This window comes from Bradyrhizobium sp. 25ACV (assembly GCF_054863005.1).
In genome coordinates, this window is the sequence record NZ_JAVAYO010000008.1 from 172,605 (window position 1) to 187,962 (window position 15,358).

A 15,358-nucleotide genomic window follows, 5' to 3' on the forward strand; every position below is an offset into this window, starting at 1 on the left:
CACCACATGTAGTGTCCGTGCGCAGGAAGGGTAGAGCACTTGCGAAACCCATCATGCCATCGAACAAGGCCTCGATGGTGTCCGCATCGCTCGCTTCTCCAAGACGCAGTTCGAGCGGCTCGCACCCCGTTCACAACACTGTTATTGCGACCTCGGGCGCCTGTCGCCTCAACTGGGCGTTTCACGCCTGTTGTTGTATCATCGGCGCTGCCATTGCATGGCGGACTCGTGTCCCGGACGCGGTGCAGCGTGAAACGCTGCGCCGCAGAGCCGGGACCCATCAGGCTAGGCCCCGGCTCTGCGGCGCATCACTGCGTGCGGCACCGCGTCCGGGGCACGAGAAATCATCGTACGGCGCGCGATCGCGCCGACCGCCCGGAGGAACTGACATGACCACGGTCGTATTCAACCGCCGCAATCTCCTCGTCGCCGGTGGCGCCGTTCTGGCGGCCGGCGCATCCGGCCTCCTGCTGCCGGCCCGTGCGGCAGGCCTCGCGCCGACCGAAACGATGTCGGGCGGCGCCAACAACTACCGCAAGGGTGCGGCGATCGTGGATCGGATCGGCAAGGGCGGCTTCTGGATGAGCGGCACCGTGCGCCGCGCCGGCGACGGGGCTCCGCTCTCCGGGCAGCGCATCCAGATCTGGGCCCACACGACCGAAGGACAGGAGCACGAGCCGCAGAGCCACGGCGCCACGCTCACCGACAAGGACGGCAAGTTCCGGCTCGAGATGCCGCAGATCATTCCGATCTTCGGCCAGCCGCATGGACACCTTGCCTATGACAGCGGCGAATTCAAAACCGTCTTTCTGCGGCCGGTGATGCGCAGCGCCAAGGAAACCAGCCTCGAGGCGCACTTCGTCCTGCAGCCGGCCTGATCGGGCCAGCGAATGACGGGGTGGAGATCGGCCCGGGCGATCCTGATCTGGGTTGCCCTCGCCCTGGCCATCGGCGTGCCGATCGCAGCTGCTGCGGGCAGCGAGCAACTCGCTTGGCGCGGTCCGGTCTACATCCTCGCCGGATTCGCCGGGATCATCGCGCTCGGTCTCGTGCTGGTTCAGCCGCTGCTGATCGGCGGATATCTGACGCCGCTGTCGGCCTATCGCGGACGGCGTGCCCATCACTGGATCGGCGGCGCGCTGGCCTTCGCGGTCGTGATCCACGTCGCCGGCCTCTGGATCACCAGCCCGCCTGATATGATCGACGCGCTGACCTACGCATCGCCGACGCCATTCTCGCCCTTCGGCGTGACCGCGATGTGGGCGATCTTCGCCGTTGCCCTTCTAGCTCTTATGCGCCGGCGGTTAGAGCTGCGGCCGCGAACCTGGCGCTTGATTCATATGCCGCTGGCGATCGTCATCGTCGTGGGCAGCGTGGTCCATTGCCTGCTGATCGAGGGAACGATGGAGACGATCTCGAAGGCGGTGCTGTGTGTGTTGGTCCTTGCGGCAACTGCAAAGGTCATGATTGACCTGCAGGTGTGGCGAAAGCGAAGGACGCTGCGCGGGGAAAGTGTCGCGCGGCAGTAGGCTGGATCGCGTCGGATGGGTGGCTCTGTCTGCGCGGAAGCATGATGGGTTTCGCAAGTGCTCTCCCCATCCTGCGAAACTGCGTCCGCGGCCGACAGCCCCGGATTACGCTAACGCTCCATCCAGGCTACGCCGCTCTGCTTGCCGCAGATAGCGGCGGGGCGTATCTTAGCGCAATGGTTGTCACGGCCCCCGATCTGGAAGCGTTCCTGCTCGCGACGCCGTTCTTCGGCGGTCTTCCGGAGCCAGGTCTCGACCTGCTGATGTCCATGCTGGTCGAGCGCCGCTTCGACGCGGGCGCAACCGTCGTGGCGGAGGGCGAGCCGGGCCGCTCGCTGTTCATCGTCAAATCCGGCCGGCTCGCCGTGAGCAAACGGACGAAGGCGGGGAGCGTCATCCCGATTTCCGTGCTGGAGCGCGGCGACTTCTTCGGCGAGATGACGCTGATCGAAATGCAAAACCGCTCAGCAACGGTTGTCGCGGAAAGTCCGACAGTGCTGTACGAGCTGACCGCCCAAAATCTCTACGCCTGCTACAAAGCCGACATCCACGCCTATGTGATCGTGCTGCAGAACATCAACCGCGAACTGTGTCGACGGCTGCGTCGGGCAGATGATCGGTTTGCGAGGCGTGCTGCGGGTAACGACAATTGATCCTGCGTAGGATGGGAACCCATCACGTTTGGTCACCACCCGAAAGGATTTGATGGGTTTCGCTTCCGTCTTCGCTCTTTAAGCTACGGCGGACAAGTCACTTGACGCAATCTACGAACTTAGGCCGGCTCGTTGTCCCGAGTCGTTGAGCCCAGCCCGTAGAAGCGGCTGTGGCGTGCCGTACATGAGCGTTCGCCATAACCATTCGACGGGACCATATCGGTACACACCTAACCACCACCCGCTGAAGATGACCTGAGCGACGTAGACAAGGAGCCCGATCGCGAGCGCTTCGGCGGCGCCGAGATGACCGAAGAGCCCAAGGCCGTAGCCATAGAAGATCCACCCGAAGATGACGGATTGGGCGAGATAGTTCGTGAACGCCATGCGGCCCAGCGGCGCGGCCCAGCCCAGCAACGCTTTCCCCCTGGCCCAGCTGGCGATAGCGATGATGATGGCACCGTAGCCGAGCGCAAGCAGGATCGTGCCTACGGGACTGGCCAGTACGCCGAAACTCGTGCCAGCCATCGCGTTGCCTGCTCTCAACAGGATCATGGCTGCACCGAGACCAATGCAGCCGGCCCCCGCAGTGAACAGGAGGACGCGATTCGGCCTTTGCAGGACGCCGCTGCGCCACACGAATGCACCCAATAGAAACAGGCCCAGGGTGCGAGGGAAGACATAGATGTGCAGCGGGACGATCAGAGCGATTTCGCGAAGCCGGAACGCCAGCACCTCACCGAAATTTCCGGTCGCATAGACGCGGTTCGCCTCTTCCACATTGCTTTGGATCGACGGGAGGCTGGGAAACAGCCCGGGTGGCGACCATAACTGCATCGCAAGATAGAGGCCAAGAAACGTGGCCGCCCCGGCGAGCAAGAGCCAGCGGGGGGCAAACAGGAATGGCAGAACGATGAGACCTGCAATCGCATATTCGGTGAGAATGTCGCCATTCCAGATCAGGCACAGGTGAATCAGTCCGAATATCAGCAATACGAGCAGGCGGCGAAGCAACAGAAGCGCGCGACGCGAGTTCGCCGCAAGATGCTCGAACTGGATTGCAAGCCCCATACCGAACAGGAGCGAGAACAGCGCAAACGCCTTCATGTCCACGGCCAGCATCAAGACCGTCTCGACAGCTCGATCCAGGGACGATGCAGGCTGTTCAACCGGCAGGAACTGCTGGAAGATCGAGACGCGGAATTCGGTGACCAGGTTGATCGCCAGAACGCCAAGCAGGGCCACACCACGAAGTGCATCGATGCTTTCGATGCGGTCGGAAGGGCTTATGGGGCCGGGGAGGCTTTCGTGGATCGGAGCGAAGACCATTGTGCCACGACTATAGATTGTGGCGCGGGTTTGGGCACCCTCATTTCGCCTATGGCCCCCTGCACCGGTGCTCAACGCTTCGCGCGTGGGATAGCGCACCTGCGAAACCCATCACGCTGCGTCACCACCCGTAAGGATTTGATGGCGTTTCGTTTCCGCCTTCGCTCCTTGAGCTACGGCGGACAAGTCGACACCCATCCTGCGAGCCGGCGCCCTGGCACGGCTACAGCAACGCCATCGCATGCAGCGAGTTTCTATGAAAGCCGAAGGCAACGATGCCGGAGAGCAGCAACGCAATCCCAGTCACGATCAGGCAACACGCAAACACTATCGGAGCCCCCGGTTCATCACCCACGGCAAAGACATAATAGATAAAATTTTACCGACAATCGAAAGGAAGGATTAACCTTACCAGCGCGGCCAAACCGGCCGGAGCTCGGTATCAGCGCGTAGGATGGGCGGGGCGCAGCGAAACCCATCGTGTCTTATCCCGAACAAACGGCTGCGCGGGCGGATGAGCGGTTCGCGGCACTGCAGATGAATGGCCGAAAATGGATGGTGCGCAGGGGACAGAGCCGTTGCGAAACCATCATGTTTCGCCACGGAGATCGGCCTCGACGGATCTTGGCAGTCACGACTTGTCGTGCGCGTACTTCTCCAAGACCAGCCGATTATACTCGTCCCTGACGGCTCTGCGGGAAATATGTCCCTTCCGGTCTTTGGCGATTTTCAGAAGATCAGGGTCGGTCGGTGCCTTCGATTTCCGCCGAAATCTCGCAAAGAGAGGGGTCGTCGGCTCCGACATCCTTACAAACAGGCGGTCGAACCATCCCATTGTGTCCTCCCGGACAGGCCGCGAGCTAAAAGACTATCACCATGAAACGAGGGGTCAACGTACAGTGCGACGGCATCTTTTCAAAAAAAAGCGCGCCAGCACACAGTTTGCAGCGGCCGTCCGCGAAAGCGTGACCTGCATCGGGTCAGAACCCGATATTGACCGCAACGCTTCTGACCCGTCGGGCAAAACACCCAGAATCCGTCAATCCCTCCCCGCAAAGATATTCCACTTTACCGAAATTCGGAATTGCGGCATATTCCCGCCATCCCGGCCCGAGGAGAGGGGCGATCGTACGTCGCAACGAACGTGGGCTGGGGTGCGGTGGACGCGGCTGCGTCGGGCACGGGAAGGCGGGACCAGGGCGGGTGAACCTCGTGAGGTCCTTCTCCGTGTGACGAACGGCGCTGGTGCGTACGGCTAAACCATGTGGTCCTGGCTGTCGTTGCTACAGCCAAGCTTTCGCGAAGATGCATCGGCCGACCGGCGTGGTGCATCGCCTTTCGCGAGGTGACGGAGGCCAGAAGGAACTCGGCTCCGGGGAGAGCAGGCATAAGCCGTCAACCCATCGCGCAGGGAAGGCCGGGTGTTTTCCGGCCCACCTGTTTTCCGTCTGCGCATTTGCGTGTGCAAATTTTTCGCGCAGCGGGTCATGGGTGCCAGCCGGCACCCGGTCTTCCCTGCGCCCTCTTCAAGGAAGAGGGTCAAGGAAAACAGCAAAACTCGGACGCTTCGCGCCGCGAGAACGTTGCTTGATGTGTGAACACAGGAATGACGCGCGTTCTCGCGCGAACACAAAAAGGACCGAGCGTTCTCGCCTCGCCCGTGTCGATTGAGTATCAGCGGCGGGCGGCGATCGCCGTCAGCTCCAGCTTGACGCCCGGGCCGAGATCCGCAACGCCAACGGCCGCTCGCGCAGGCAGATCGTCGGCGGTGAAATAGCGCTTCCACACCTGGTTGAACGCCGCCTTGTCGGCGAGATCAGCCATAAAGATCGTCACCTGCAGAACGCAGGAGAGATCGGAGCCGGCCCCATCGAGCAGGGTCTTCAACTGGCGCAGCACATCGTCGGCCTGGCCCGTCATATCGAGCCCGGCATCTTCAGGGACGATGCCGCCGAGATAAAGCACGCCATTATGCTCGACGATCTCGTGGAGCAGGCCTTCATAGGGCAGGGAACGTGTGATCACGATGGCATCCGTGGGTGTTGCAGGCTCGCTGCCAAATCGAGGGCTCGCTTCGATGGGAAAAATGGTGCTGCCAGACAGGATTGAACTGTCGACCTCTCCATTACCAATGGAGTGCTCTACCACTGAGCTACGGCAGCATGTGCTGGTGAAGAATCGGGCGCCCGAGGGGCGCTACCAAGCGGGCCGATATCTGCCACAAGCCCCCCTCCTGTGCAAGCTTGCTAGGCCCGTCAAACCGAGAAAATCGGGCCGATATCGAGGGCAAAATGCCCATTTTGGCGTGAAACCGCCGACTTTCCGCCGATTCGGGCGCCAATATCCCCGCCAACTGGCCAGTTGCCCCAGGCCTCGGATTCGATCCATTTCGCGTTTCGCACGAATGGATCGCGCAGGCCTCTTGAGCTGTCGCCATTCGGTGGCATCCTGCCGCCGATCGCTGATATGGACCCGTGATGGCCAACGAGACCGACAAGAGCACGAACCAGGCGAAGACGTCCCGGGACGACCGCTTGAAATCGGCGCTGCGCGAAAACCTGAAGCGGCGGAAGCTGCAGGCGCGCGAACGCGCCGCAAGCACCGACCCCTCGCAGAACGACGATGGTTCCCTAAATGAGGGAGCCGCCGGCAAAGCCGGCACATAAGAAATTGGAATGAGTGAGCATGACGATGGGGCAGAACGGACAGCAACCAACCGGTGACGAGGTGCTGATGTCGCGCTTCACCCGCCCCGAGCAGACTTTTCCGGCGCTGACGCCGGCCGAGATCGAGCGTATCAGGCATTTCGGCGAGGTCCGCAGCTACGCGGACGGTGAGTTCCTGTTCGAGACCGGCAAGCCCGGGCCCGGCATGTTCGTGGTGCTGAAGGGCCATGTCGCCATCACCCAGCGCGATGGCCTCGGCCATGTCACCCCTGTCATCGACCAGGGGCCGGGGCAGTTTCTGGCCGAGCTCAGCCAGCTCTCCGGACAGCCGGCGCTGGTCGACGGCCGCGCCGAGGGCGATGTCGAGACGCTGCTGTTGCCGCCGGACCGACTGCGCGCGCTGCTGGTCGCCGAGGCCGATCTCGGCGAGCGCATCATGCGCGCGCTGATCCTGCGCCGGGTCAATCTGATTCAGGGCGGCATCGGCGGCCCGGTGCTGATCGGGCCATCGAACTCCGCCGGCGTGGTGCGGTTGCAGGGGTTTCTCACCCGCAACGGGCAACCGCATCATCTGCTCGATCCCGATCGTGATCCCGACGCGGGCGAATTGATCGCGCGTTATTCGCCCAAGCCCGAAGACTGGCCGCTGGTCGTCGCCGCAAGCGGCGCGGTGCTGCGCAACCCCAGCGAGACCGAGCTTGCCCGCGCCATCGGCATGATCGGCGGTGCCAAGGACGGCCGCATCTACGACGTTGCGGTCGTCGGCTGCGGACCGGCGGGGCTCGCCACCGCCGTGTATGCGGCGTCCGAAGGGTTGTCCGTCGCGGTGCTCGACATCCGCGCCTTCGGCGGCCAGGCCGGCGCCAGCGCGCGCATCGAAAATTATCTGGGCTTTCCGACCGGCATCTCGGGCCAGGCGCTGACTGCGCGCGCCTTCACCCAGGCGCAGAAGTTCGGCGCCGACATCATGATTCCGGTGACGGTGAAGTCGCTCGACTGCACGCGCAAGGACGGCGCATTCGCGGTGGCGCTCGACGGCTGCGATCCCCTGCGCTCGCGCGCGGTGGTGGTTGCGAGCGGCGCGCGCTATCGCCGGCCGGAGATCGACAATCTCGACAAGTTCGAGGGACGCGGCGTCTGGTACTGGGCCTCGCCGGTCGAGGCGAAGCTGTGCGCCGGTGAGGAGGTGGCGCTGGTCGGTGCCGGCAATTCGGCAGGCCAGGCCGCCGTGTTCCTGTCGGGTCACGCCAAGCGCGTCCTGATGATCATCCGCGGCGGCGGCCTAGGGGCCAGCATGTCGCGCTATCTCATCGAGCGCATCGAAGCGACCCCGAACATCGAATTGATGTTCAACACCGAGATCACCGCGCTCGAAGGCGACGAGGCCGCGCTGCTGCGGCGTATCCGCTGGAAGAGCCGGCTGTCCGATGACGAGGATTCTGCCGACATCCGCAATCTCTTTCTGTTCGTCGGCGCCGATCCCGCCACCGCCTGGCTCGACGGCTGCGGCGTGACGCTCGATCGCGGCGGCTTCGTCGTGACAGGCGCGCAGTCCGAGCAGAATCAGGGCAGGCTGGTGGCACCGCTGGAGACCTCCGTGCCCGGCGTCTATGCCGTCGGCGACGTCCGTTCCGGCTCGGTCAAGCGCGTCGGCGGCGCCATCGGCGAGGGCGCGCAGGTCGTGGCCTCCCTGCACGGCTATCTCGGCGACGCCGCAAAACCGGCGCTTTAGTCAAGGAGAAGGCAAGGGAATGGCAAGCCGAATCCGGCTTGCCATCTTGCCGCGTCCTGCGGACTATCGCGGCACCCGCGAGGCGTATCGCCCGCGGAACGAACAAGAGATCAATCGGGAGGACTAAATGGCTGAAGTCGTCGTGCTCTACAAGACACCCAAGGATGCTGCCGCCTTCGACAAGTACTACGCCGAGACGCACATTCCGCTCGCCAAGAAACTTCCCGGCCTGAAGAAATACGCCGTCAGCAAGGGCCCGGTCGCATCTCCCGCAGGTCCCTCCGGAATCCATCTCGTCGCCATTCTCACCTTCGACAGCGTGGGCGACATCCAGGCGGCCTTCGGCAGTCCGGAAGGCAAGGCCACCGGCGCCGACGTGCCGAAATTCGCCAGCGGCGGCGCCGACCTCTTGATCTTCGACACCAAGGAAGTGTGAGAGTTCGATTCAACTTTCGTCGAAAACTGCCGTCGTTTGTGACAGCGGTGCAAAAAAATCAGCCATGCGTTTGTCGATTCGCACGATGACGCATGGCTTCGCACATGCATGTGACGACAACGCACGTGGCAATTCCATGAGGGTCGTAATACTACTCTCCTGAATCTTGACGCCAGACGAGTAGGAGAGATGTCATGGTCCTCGGCTTGAGCTTGCCCGCCCTCACGTTGGTCCATGTCGTCATCAGCCTGATCGCCATCGTCGCCGGCCTCGTCGTGATGTTCGGCCTGCTCGGGTCGAAGTCGATGCCGGGCCTCACCGCGATCTTCCTGTTGTTCACGATCCTGACCAGCGCCACCGGCTTCCTGTTTCCGTTCGAGAAGCTGCTGCCCTCGCACATCATCGGCATCATCTCGCTGGTGCTGCTCGTCATCGCCTGCATTGCGCTGTACGGCATGAAGCTCACCGGGGTCTGGCGTCCGGTCTACGTCGTGACCGCGATGATCTCGCTGTATTTCAACGTCTTCGTGCTGGTGATCCAGTCGTTCCTCAAGGTGCCGGCGCTCGCCGCGCTCGCGCCGGCCGTGGCGCCGGCGCCGCCGTCGGGACCCGTGTTCGCGGCGGTGCAGGGCATCGTGCTGGTGTTCTTCGTCGTGCTCACCATCGGCGCCTGGCGCCGCTTCAAGCCGATGGCGTTTGCCTGAGCACACGATTCTCAACATTCCCTGTTGATGCCCGGCATCGCATTCGCGGTCTCGCGCAACTATCTGCGCATCACCGGCGCGTGCTTGCGCACGTGCAGGGTCACTAATCCTCACCGAAAGAGAGCAATCCATGCCCACCATCACCACCAAAGACGGCGTCGAGATCTTCTACAAGGATTGGGGAAGTGGCCAGCCGATCGTGTTCAGCCACGGCTGGCCGTTGTCGGCCGACGACTGGGACGCGCAGATGATTTTCTTCGCCAACAACGGCTATCGCGTCATCGCCCATGACCGCCGCGGCCATGGCCGCTCGTCGCAGGTTTCCGACGGCCACGACATGGACCATTATGCCGACGACCTCGCGGCCGTGACCGCGCATCTCGACCTCAAGAACGCCATCCATGTCGGCCATTCCACCGGCGGCGGCGAAGTCGTGCACTACATCGCTCGCCACGGTGAGAGCCGGGTGGCGAAGGCGGCGATCCTGTCCGCCGTGCCGCCGCTGATGGTGCAGACCGCAGCCAATCCCGGCGGCCTGCCCAAGAGCGTGTTCGACGATCTGCAGAAGCAGCTCACCGCCAGCCGCACGCAATTCTATCGCGACCTCCCCGCCGGCCCGTTCTACGGTTACAACCGTCCCGGCGCAAAAGCGTCGGAAGCGGTGATCCAGAACTGGTGGCGCCAGGGCATGATGGGCGGCGCGAAAGCGCATTACGACGGCATCGTCGCGTTCTCGCAGACCGACTTCACCGAGGATCTGAAGAAGATCAACGTGCCGGTGCTGGTGATGCACGGCGACGACGACCAGATCGTGCCCTACGCCGATTCCGCGCCGCTGTCGGCCAAGCTGCTGAAGAAGGGCACGCTGAAAACCTACAAGGGTTTCCCGCACGGCATGCCGACCACGCACGCCGAAACCATCAACGCCGACCTGCTGGCATTCTTCAGGGAGTGAGGCGTCGGTCTCACCCTCTCCCACAAGGGAGAAGGAAAAACGATCTCACTTCAAGATCGCCCTGATCGCATCGAAGGTGCGCTTGACGAAAGCTTCCGGCTTCTCCCGCGCGCCTTCGCCGATCCAGCTCTCGCCGCCGACGCGCATGGCGCCGGTGGCGATCATGGCGACGAGCCGGGCCTGCAGCCGGTCGGATTTGGTTCGCCCGCGCTGGGCAAGGCCCTCGGCGAGCGCGCGCTCGAGCTTCTCGTATTTGAGCTGGTCGCGCGCCTGCAGCGCGGGATTGTCGCGCTTGAGCCGCGACATCGCCGCGGCTTCCGCCGGATCGAGCCGCTTGACCGCCGCCGCGATCGCATTCTCCGCCGCCGTCAGCATGGATTCGTCCGCGGGCCGCGCGACGACCTCGGCGACCAGAGCGCTGGCGGCATTCTCCTGCCAGGCCGCCACCACGTCCTCTTTCGACGCGAAATAATGGAAGAAGCTCCGGCGCGACACGTCCGCCGCTGCCGCGATATCGTCGATGGTCGTGGCCTCGAAGCCGCGCTCCAGGAACAGCGTCATCGCCGCCCGGGTCAGCCGCTCGCGGGTCTGTTGCCGCTTGCGCTGGCGCAGGCCGGGCGCGGCCGGGGATTTTCCGCCCCCGGTCAATGACTTGACGCGTTTCCGGACCACCTTCGAAGCCTTCAAATTGGTTCACCTCTTGCAAAATTGCACTAAGTGCACATTTAGACCGGTCGCGGGCCTCGTTCCAGCCCCGAACGGAGACATGGCATGATCGACTGGACCACGGCAGACATCCCCTCTCTCGCCGGCAAGTCGGCCGTCGTGACAGGGGCGACGGGTGGCCTCGGTTACGAGACGGCGATGGCGCTGGCAGGCGCCGGTGCCATTGTCATACTCACCGGACGCAACGACGCAAAGGGCCTGCGGGCGATCGAAGGCATCTGCGAGCGGTTTCCCAATGCGCTGATCGCCTACGAGCCTCTCGATCTCGCAAGCCTCGCCTCCGTCGCCGATTTCGCCAGGCGCTTTGCCGCTGGCAACGAGCAGCTCGACCTCCTCGTCAACAATGCCGGCGTGATGGCGCTGCCGAAGCGGCAGCAGACCGAGGAAGGTTTCCAGATGCAGCTCGGCACCAATTATTTCGGCCATTACGCACTGACGGCCCATCTGTTGCCGCAGCTTCGCCGCGCGAAGGCGCCTCGTGTCGTCAATCTCTCGAGCCTTGCGCACCGCTCCGGCACGATCAATTTCGACGATCTGCAAAGCAAGCATTCCTATCGTCCGTGGCGCGCCTATTGCCAGTCGAAATTGGCGATGCTGATGTTTTCGCTCGAATTGCAGCGCCGTAGCGACGCTGCCGGCTGGGGTGTGAGCAGCATTGCCGCGCATCCCGGCTTTGCGCGCACCGACCTCGTTGCGAACGGGCCGGGCGCCAACACGTTCCGGTGGCGGATCGGCCGGCTGCTACAGCCGCTGTTCAGCCAGTCCGCTGCCGAGGGCGCACTGCCAACGCTGCTCGCCGCGACGTCGCCCACGGCAGAGCCTGGCGGCTATTACGGCCCGAACGGATTCTACGAAATGAAGGGGGCGCCCGCGGCGGCGAAGATCATGCCACACGCGAAGGATTTCGCCACCGCTGCCATGCTGTGGGATGTCTCGGCGACGCTGACCGGTGTATCCTTCGACGAGATCGCGGCCGCGGCATGAGCCGCGAGCCCGCCAGGAACATCCCGATGCGAGTGATCATCTTCGGCGCGACCGGCATGGTCGGGCAGGGCGTTTTGCGCGAATGCCTGATCGACACCGGCATCGCCCGTGTGCTCGTGGTCGGCCGCAGCCCGACCGGGGTGCGCAGCGCCAAGCTCACCGAGATCATCCACGACGATTTTCTGGACTATTCGGCGATCGAGGCCCAGCTCACCGGCTTCGATGCCTGCTTCTTCTGCCTCGGCGTCTCCTCGATCGGCATGAGCGAAGATCGCTACCGCCATCTCACCCATGACCTCACGCTTGCGGCTGCGACGACGCTGGCGCGCCTCAATCCGCAGATGGTCTTCACCTACGTCACCGGCGCCGGTACCGATTCCACCGAGCAGGGTTCGCGGATGTGGGCGCGGATCAAGGGCAAGACCGAGAACGATCTCCTGAAGCTGCCGTTCCGGGCCGCCTACATGTTCCGGCCCGGCGCGATCCAGCCGCTGCACGGCGCCCGTTCCAAGACCGCCTGGGTGCAGGCAGTCTATGCCGCAACCGGGCCGCTCTGGTCGGTGCTGCGCCGGCTCTCGCCGCGGCTCGTTACCTCGACCGAGCAGATCGGCCGCGCCATGATCCGCGTCGCCCGGGAGGGGTATCCGCGGAACGTGCTGGAGATGGAGGATATCAATAGCCTCTAGCCTGCCGGCCCGTTAGTTTGAGCGGAAATTTCGGGGCCTGTGCGCGTTGAGTCCTGTCCATTTCGAAGGAGAAGCGTCGGCGATGTCGCCCCAGCTCAAACTGATCGCACTCGACGCCGACGATCTCGCCGTGATCTCGACCCATGTCCAGGATGCCCGTGTCCAGGCTTCCGACATCATCTGGCGACAAAGCGAGAAGCGGCTTGTGGTCGGGATGAGCCGGCTGGACTGGGAGCAGACGCTGGAGGGCGAGGCCGAGCCGCGCCGGCTGGTCGCCGCGCTTCGCTTCGACCGCGTGCTCGCCTGCAAGTCGCGCAACATCGAGCTCGCAGCTCCCGACAAGGTCCTGGACCTCGTCGGCATCGAATTCCATCCCCGGGACGGGCGCGCCGACGAGCCCGGCGGCAGTGCCCTGCTCTTGTTCGCCGAGGGCGGCGCCATCCGGCTCGACGTCGAATGCCTGGAATGTGAGCTGACCGACCTCGGCGCCGACGCATTGGGAACGGGGTTGGAGATCGAAGGGGAGGGATGAGGTGACCTGTATACCAGCCGCACCGGCTCAGGCCTGCGCCAGAACGGCGGCTTGCGAGGGTTGACGCCGCTTCCCCGCCGCGCCATTGAGCAGGGGAGGTGCGCCAATCCGCCCCAAAGACCAGCCAGAAGCCAAGCCAGACATGCCCGTTCGCCTCGACCGCAGCAGCGCCGATTTTGACCAGCGATTCGCGGCCTTCCTCGCCGCCAAACGCGAGGTCTCGGCCGACGTCGAAGCCTCCGCGCGCGCCATCGTCGACGACGTGGCCAAGCGGGGCGATGCCGCGCTGCTCGAGGCCACCGCAAAGTTCGACCGCTTGACGCTGGATGCATCCGGCCTTCGCGTCACCGCGGCCGAAATCGAGGCCGCGAACAAGGCGTGCGAAGCCGCGACACTGGATGCGCTCAAGCTCGCGCGGGACCGCATCGAGATCTATCACCGCCGGCAGCTGCCGCAGGACGAGCGCTTCACCGACCCGCTCGGCGTCGAGCTCGGCTGGCGCTATACCGCGATCGAATCCGCCGGCCTCTACGTGCCCGGCGGCACCGCGGCCTATCCGTCGTCAGTGCTGATGAACGCGGTGCCTGCGAAGGTCGCCGGCGTCTCGCGCCTGGTGATGGTGGTGCCGTCGCCCGACGGCAAGCTCAATCCGCTGGTGCTGGCGGCGGCCTCGCTCGGCGGCGTCACCGAAATCTACCGCGTCGGTGGCGCACAGGCCGTGGCGGCGCTGGCGCACGGCACTGCGACGATCGCGCCGGTCGCCAAGATCGTCGGCCCCGGCAATGCCTATGTCGCCGCCGCCAAGCGGCTGGTGTTCGGCAAGGTCGGCATCGACATGATCGCCGGCCCGTCCGAGGTGCTGGTGATCGCCGACGACACCGGCAATGCCGACTGGATCGCCGCGGATCTCCTGGCGCAGGCCGAGCATGATGCCAGCGCGCAGTCGATCCTGATCACCGACTCGGCCCGCCTTGCCGCCGACGTCGAAAAGGCGGTCGAGGCGCAGTTGAACACGCTGCCGCGTGCCGCGATTGCCAGCGCGTCCTGGGCCGATTTCGGCGCCATCATCATGGTGAAGAACTTAGGCGATAGCATTCCGCTCGCGGACGCGATCGCCGCGGAGCATCTCGAGATCATGACGGCTGATCCCGATGCGCTCGCTGCGAAGATCCGCAATGCCGGCGCGGTGTTCCTCGGGCCCCATACGCCGGAGGCGATCGGCGACTATGTCGGCGGCTCCAATCATGTGCTGCCGACGGCGCGCTCGGCGCGATTCTCCTCAGGGCTGTCGGTGCACGACTTCATGAAGCGCACCTCGATCCTGAAATGCGGCCCGGATCAGTTGCGCGCGCTCGGTCCTGCCGCGATGACGCTCGGACAAGCGGAGGGGCTGGAGGCCCATTCGCGTTCGATTGGATTGCGCCTCAATCTGTCATGACAGTGCTGCCCGAACAGGACGACTCGACCAATCGCATCGTCGGCGTCACGCTCGACGAAGAATCGATCGGCCGTTCCGGGCCTGATATCGAGCATGAGCGCGCGATCGCGATCTACGATCTGATCGAGCAGAACCTGTTCGCGCCCGATGGCGCCGACGGGAAGGGCCCGTTCACGCTGCATATCGGCATCACCGGCAATCGCCTGATGTTCGACATCCGCCGTGAGGACGGCGCGCCGGTCGTCGCGCATCTGCTGTCGCTGACGCCGTTCCGTCGGATCGTGAAGGACTATTTCATGATCTGCGACAGCTACTACCAGGCGATCCGCACCGCGACCCCCGACAAGATCGAGGCCATCGACATGGGCCGGCGCGGCATCCATGACGAGGGATCGCGCACGCTGCAGGAGCGGCTGAAAGGCAAGGTGCGGGTCGACTTCGAGACCTCGCGCCGGCTGTTCACGCTCATTACTGTCCTGCATTGGAAGGGGTAAGCGCGATGGCGGGTCCGCCACGCGCACGCGATCCGCAATCTGTGCTGTTCGCCTGCGCGATGAACAGCGTGCGCTCGCCGATGGCCGAGAGCCTGTTGCAGCACATGTTTCCGCAGGGCCTCTACGTGAAATCGGCCGGCGCGAGGCGCGGCGAGCTCGATCCGTTCGCGGTGTCCGTGATGGCCGAGCTCGGCCAGGACATCTCCGCCCACAAGCCGCAGACCTTCGAGGAGCTGGAGGATTGGGAGGGGCTGAATTTCGACCTCATCATCACGCTCTCGCCCGAGGCGCACCACAAGGCACTGGAGCTGACGCGGACGCTGGCGGCCGACGTCGAATATTGGCCGACGCAGGATCCGACCACCATCGAGGGCAGCCGCGACCAGAAGCTCGCAGCCTATCGCGACGTCTGCGACCAGCTGCTGATGCGCATCCGCCGGCGGTTTGCCAAGGTCGGCGCGGCGAGCGGGTAGCATTCGGCACCCGTAACACCG

Annotated in this window: 17 protein-coding genes and 1 tRNA gene; 14 read left to right on the forward strand and 4 right to left on the reverse strand. The window is 64.3% G+C overall.

From position 1 onward, the window contains the following. Nucleotides 1–389 precede the first annotated feature (389 nt). The 3 genes from RAD04_RS20255 (at nucleotide 390) to RAD04_RS20265 (ending at nucleotide 2,182) form a co-directional block, all read left to right on the forward strand. Nucleotides 390–878 (forward strand): Twin-arginine translocation pathway signal, encoded by a 489-nt coding sequence (locus RAD04_RS20255; protein WP_461625165.1) that lies wholly within the window; start codon nucleotides 390–392, stop codon nucleotides 876–878. A gap of 12 nt (nucleotides 879–890) precedes the next feature. Further along, a complete protein-coding gene (locus RAD04_RS20260) occupies nucleotides 891–1,529 on the forward strand; it encodes a ferric reductase-like transmembrane domain-containing protein (protein WP_461625166.1) in 639 nt (212 codons plus the stop codon). A gap of 176 nt (nucleotides 1,530–1,705) precedes the next feature. Further along, a complete protein-coding gene (locus RAD04_RS20265) occupies nucleotides 1,706–2,182 on the forward strand; it encodes a cyclic nucleotide-binding domain-containing protein (RefSeq protein ID WP_461625308.1) in 477 nt (158 codons plus the stop codon). Nucleotides 2,183–2,293: 111 nt separating this feature from the next. Here the strand turns inward: RAD04_RS20265 and RAD04_RS20270 are convergent, their stop codons facing one another. The 3 genes from RAD04_RS20270 to RAD04_RS20280 all read right to left on the reverse strand — a co-directional run bounded on the left by RAD04_RS20270 (nucleotide 2,294) and on the right by RAD04_RS20280 (nucleotide 5,673). Further along, on the reverse strand, nucleotides 2,294–3,511 hold the full coding sequence (locus RAD04_RS20270; RefSeq protein WP_461625167.1) for a DUF418 domain-containing protein: 1,218 nt from the start codon (nucleotides 3,509–3,511) through the stop codon (nucleotides 2,294–2,296). A 1,674-nt stretch (nucleotides 3,512–5,185) separates the two neighbouring features. Next, nucleotides 5,186–5,536 (reverse strand): RidA family protein, encoded by a 351-nt coding sequence (locus RAD04_RS20275; RefSeq protein WP_461625168.1) that lies wholly within the window; start codon nucleotides 5,534–5,536, stop codon nucleotides 5,186–5,188. 62 nt (nucleotides 5,537–5,598) lie between these two features. Continuing rightward, a tRNA-Thr gene (locus tag RAD04_RS20280) sits at nucleotides 5,599–5,673 on the reverse strand. A 315-nt stretch (nucleotides 5,674–5,988) separates the two neighbouring features. Between RAD04_RS20280 and RAD04_RS20285 the strand changes: the two genes are divergently transcribed. From RAD04_RS20285 to RAD04_RS20305, 5 genes are all read left to right on the forward strand, one after another. Next, nucleotides 5,989–6,177 (forward strand): hypothetical protein, encoded by a 189-nt coding sequence (locus RAD04_RS20285; RefSeq protein ID WP_461625169.1) that lies wholly within the window; start codon nucleotides 5,989–5,991, stop codon nucleotides 6,175–6,177. A 25-nt stretch (nucleotides 6,178–6,202) separates the two neighbouring features. After that, nucleotides 6,203–7,909 carry an FAD-dependent oxidoreductase gene (locus RAD04_RS20290; protein WP_461625309.1) on the forward strand — a complete coding sequence of 569 codons (1,707 nt, stop codon included), beginning with the start codon at nucleotides 6,203–6,205 and terminating at the stop codon, nucleotides 7,907–7,909. Nucleotides 7,910–8,036: 127 nt separating this feature from the next. Then, nucleotides 8,037–8,345: an EthD family reductase gene (locus RAD04_RS20295; RefSeq protein ID WP_026202518.1), complete on the forward strand. Its 309-nt coding sequence runs from the start codon at nucleotides 8,037–8,039 to the stop codon at nucleotides 8,343–8,345. A 194-nt stretch (nucleotides 8,346–8,539) separates the two neighbouring features. Then, nucleotides 8,540–9,049, forward strand: coding sequence for a hypothetical protein (locus tag RAD04_RS20300; protein ID WP_461625170.1), 510 nt, complete (start codon nucleotides 8,540–8,542; stop codon nucleotides 9,047–9,049). A 130-nt stretch (nucleotides 9,050–9,179) separates the two neighbouring features. After that, complete coding sequence (locus RAD04_RS20305; RefSeq protein ID WP_461625171.1) at nucleotides 9,180–10,004, forward strand: alpha/beta fold hydrolase; 825 nt, start codon at nucleotides 9,180–9,182, stop codon at nucleotides 10,002–10,004. Between the two features lie 45 nt (nucleotides 10,005–10,049). Here RAD04_RS20305 and RAD04_RS20310 read toward each other — a convergent pair whose 3' ends face one another. After that, nucleotides 10,050–10,691 (reverse strand): TetR/AcrR family transcriptional regulator, encoded by a 642-nt coding sequence (locus RAD04_RS20310; RefSeq protein ID WP_461625172.1) that lies wholly within the window; start codon nucleotides 10,689–10,691, stop codon nucleotides 10,050–10,052. 84 nt (nucleotides 10,692–10,775) lie between these two features. Here RAD04_RS20310 and RAD04_RS20315 point away from each other — a divergent pair, with 84 nt between their 5' ends. The 6 genes from RAD04_RS20315 to RAD04_RS20340 all read left to right on the forward strand — a co-directional run bounded on the left by RAD04_RS20315 (nucleotide 10,776) and on the right by RAD04_RS20340 (nucleotide 15,337). Next, nucleotides 10,776–11,714 (forward strand): SDR family oxidoreductase, encoded by a 939-nt coding sequence (locus RAD04_RS20315; RefSeq protein WP_461625173.1) that lies wholly within the window; start codon nucleotides 10,776–10,778, stop codon nucleotides 11,712–11,714. Nucleotides 11,715–11,740: 26 nt separating this feature from the next. Further along, nucleotides 11,741–12,400 carry an NAD-dependent epimerase/dehydratase family protein gene (locus RAD04_RS20320; RefSeq protein WP_461625174.1) on the forward strand — a complete coding sequence of 220 codons (660 nt, stop codon included), beginning with the start codon at nucleotides 11,741–11,743 and terminating at the stop codon, nucleotides 12,398–12,400. Nucleotides 12,401–12,482: 82 nt separating this feature from the next. Next, nucleotides 12,483–12,932, forward strand: coding sequence for a DUF2948 family protein (locus tag RAD04_RS20325; RefSeq protein WP_461625175.1), 450 nt, complete (start codon nucleotides 12,483–12,485; stop codon nucleotides 12,930–12,932). A 142-nt stretch (nucleotides 12,933–13,074) separates the two neighbouring features. Further along, nucleotides 13,075–14,370, forward strand: a complete 1,296-nt coding sequence (gene hisD / locus RAD04_RS20330) for a histidinol dehydrogenase (RefSeq protein ID WP_461625176.1) — start codon at nucleotides 13,075–13,077, stop codon at nucleotides 14,368–14,370. Then, nucleotides 14,367–14,864 carry a UPF0262 family protein gene (locus tag RAD04_RS20335; RefSeq protein ID WP_461625177.1) on the forward strand — a complete coding sequence of 166 codons (498 nt, stop codon included), beginning with the start codon at nucleotides 14,367–14,369 and terminating at the stop codon, nucleotides 14,862–14,864. The genes hisD and RAD04_RS20335 overlap by 4 nt, the downstream gene beginning before the upstream one ends. Nucleotides 14,865–14,869: 5 nt before the next feature. Continuing rightward, complete coding sequence (locus RAD04_RS20340; RefSeq protein ID WP_018321267.1) at nucleotides 14,870–15,337, forward strand: arsenate-mycothiol transferase ArsC; 468 nt, start codon at nucleotides 14,870–14,872, stop codon at nucleotides 15,335–15,337. Nucleotides 15,338–15,358: the final 21 nt, after the last annotated feature.

Coding starts and splice junctions, on each gene's coding strand:
- RAD04_RS20255 (WP_461625165.1), top strand. CDS start 390: ATGACCACGGTCGTATTCAACCGCCGCAATCTCCTCGTCGCCGGTGGC.
- RAD04_RS20260 (WP_461625166.1), top strand. CDS start 891: ATGACGGGGTGGAGATCGGCCCGGGCGATCCTGATCTGGGTTGCCCTC.
- RAD04_RS20265 (WP_461625308.1), top strand. CDS start 1,706: ATGGTTGTCACGGCCCCCGATCTGGAAGCGTTCCTGCTCGCGACGCCG.
- RAD04_RS20270 (WP_461625167.1), bottom strand. CDS start 3,511: ATGGTCTTCGCTCCGATCCACGAAAGCCTCCCCGGCCCCATAAGCCCT.
- RAD04_RS20285 (WP_461625169.1), top strand. CDS start 5,989: ATGGCCAACGAGACCGACAAGAGCACGAACCAGGCGAAGACGTCCCGG.
- RAD04_RS20290 (WP_461625309.1), top strand. CDS start 6,203: ATGGGGCAGAACGGACAGCAACCAACCGGTGACGAGGTGCTGATGTCG.
- RAD04_RS20295 (WP_026202518.1), top strand. CDS start 8,037: ATGGCTGAAGTCGTCGTGCTCTACAAGACACCCAAGGATGCTGCCGCC.
- RAD04_RS20300 (WP_461625170.1), top strand. CDS start 8,540: ATGGTCCTCGGCTTGAGCTTGCCCGCCCTCACGTTGGTCCATGTCGTC.
- RAD04_RS20305 (WP_461625171.1), top strand. CDS start 9,180: ATGCCCACCATCACCACCAAAGACGGCGTCGAGATCTTCTACAAGGAT.
- RAD04_RS20315 (WP_461625173.1), top strand. CDS start 10,776: ATGATCGACTGGACCACGGCAGACATCCCCTCTCTCGCCGGCAAGTCG.
- RAD04_RS20320 (WP_461625174.1), top strand. CDS start 11,741: ATGCGAGTGATCATCTTCGGCGCGACCGGCATGGTCGGGCAGGGCGTT.
- RAD04_RS20325 (WP_461625175.1), top strand. CDS start 12,483: ATGTCGCCCCAGCTCAAACTGATCGCACTCGACGCCGACGATCTCGCC.
- hisD (WP_461625176.1), top strand. CDS start 13,075: ATGCCCGTTCGCCTCGACCGCAGCAGCGCCGATTTTGACCAGCGATTC.
- RAD04_RS20335 (WP_461625177.1), top strand. CDS start 14,367: ATGACAGTGCTGCCCGAACAGGACGACTCGACCAATCGCATCGTCGGC.
- RAD04_RS20340 (WP_018321267.1), top strand. CDS start 14,870: ATGGCGGGTCCGCCACGCGCACGCGATCCGCAATCTGTGCTGTTCGCC.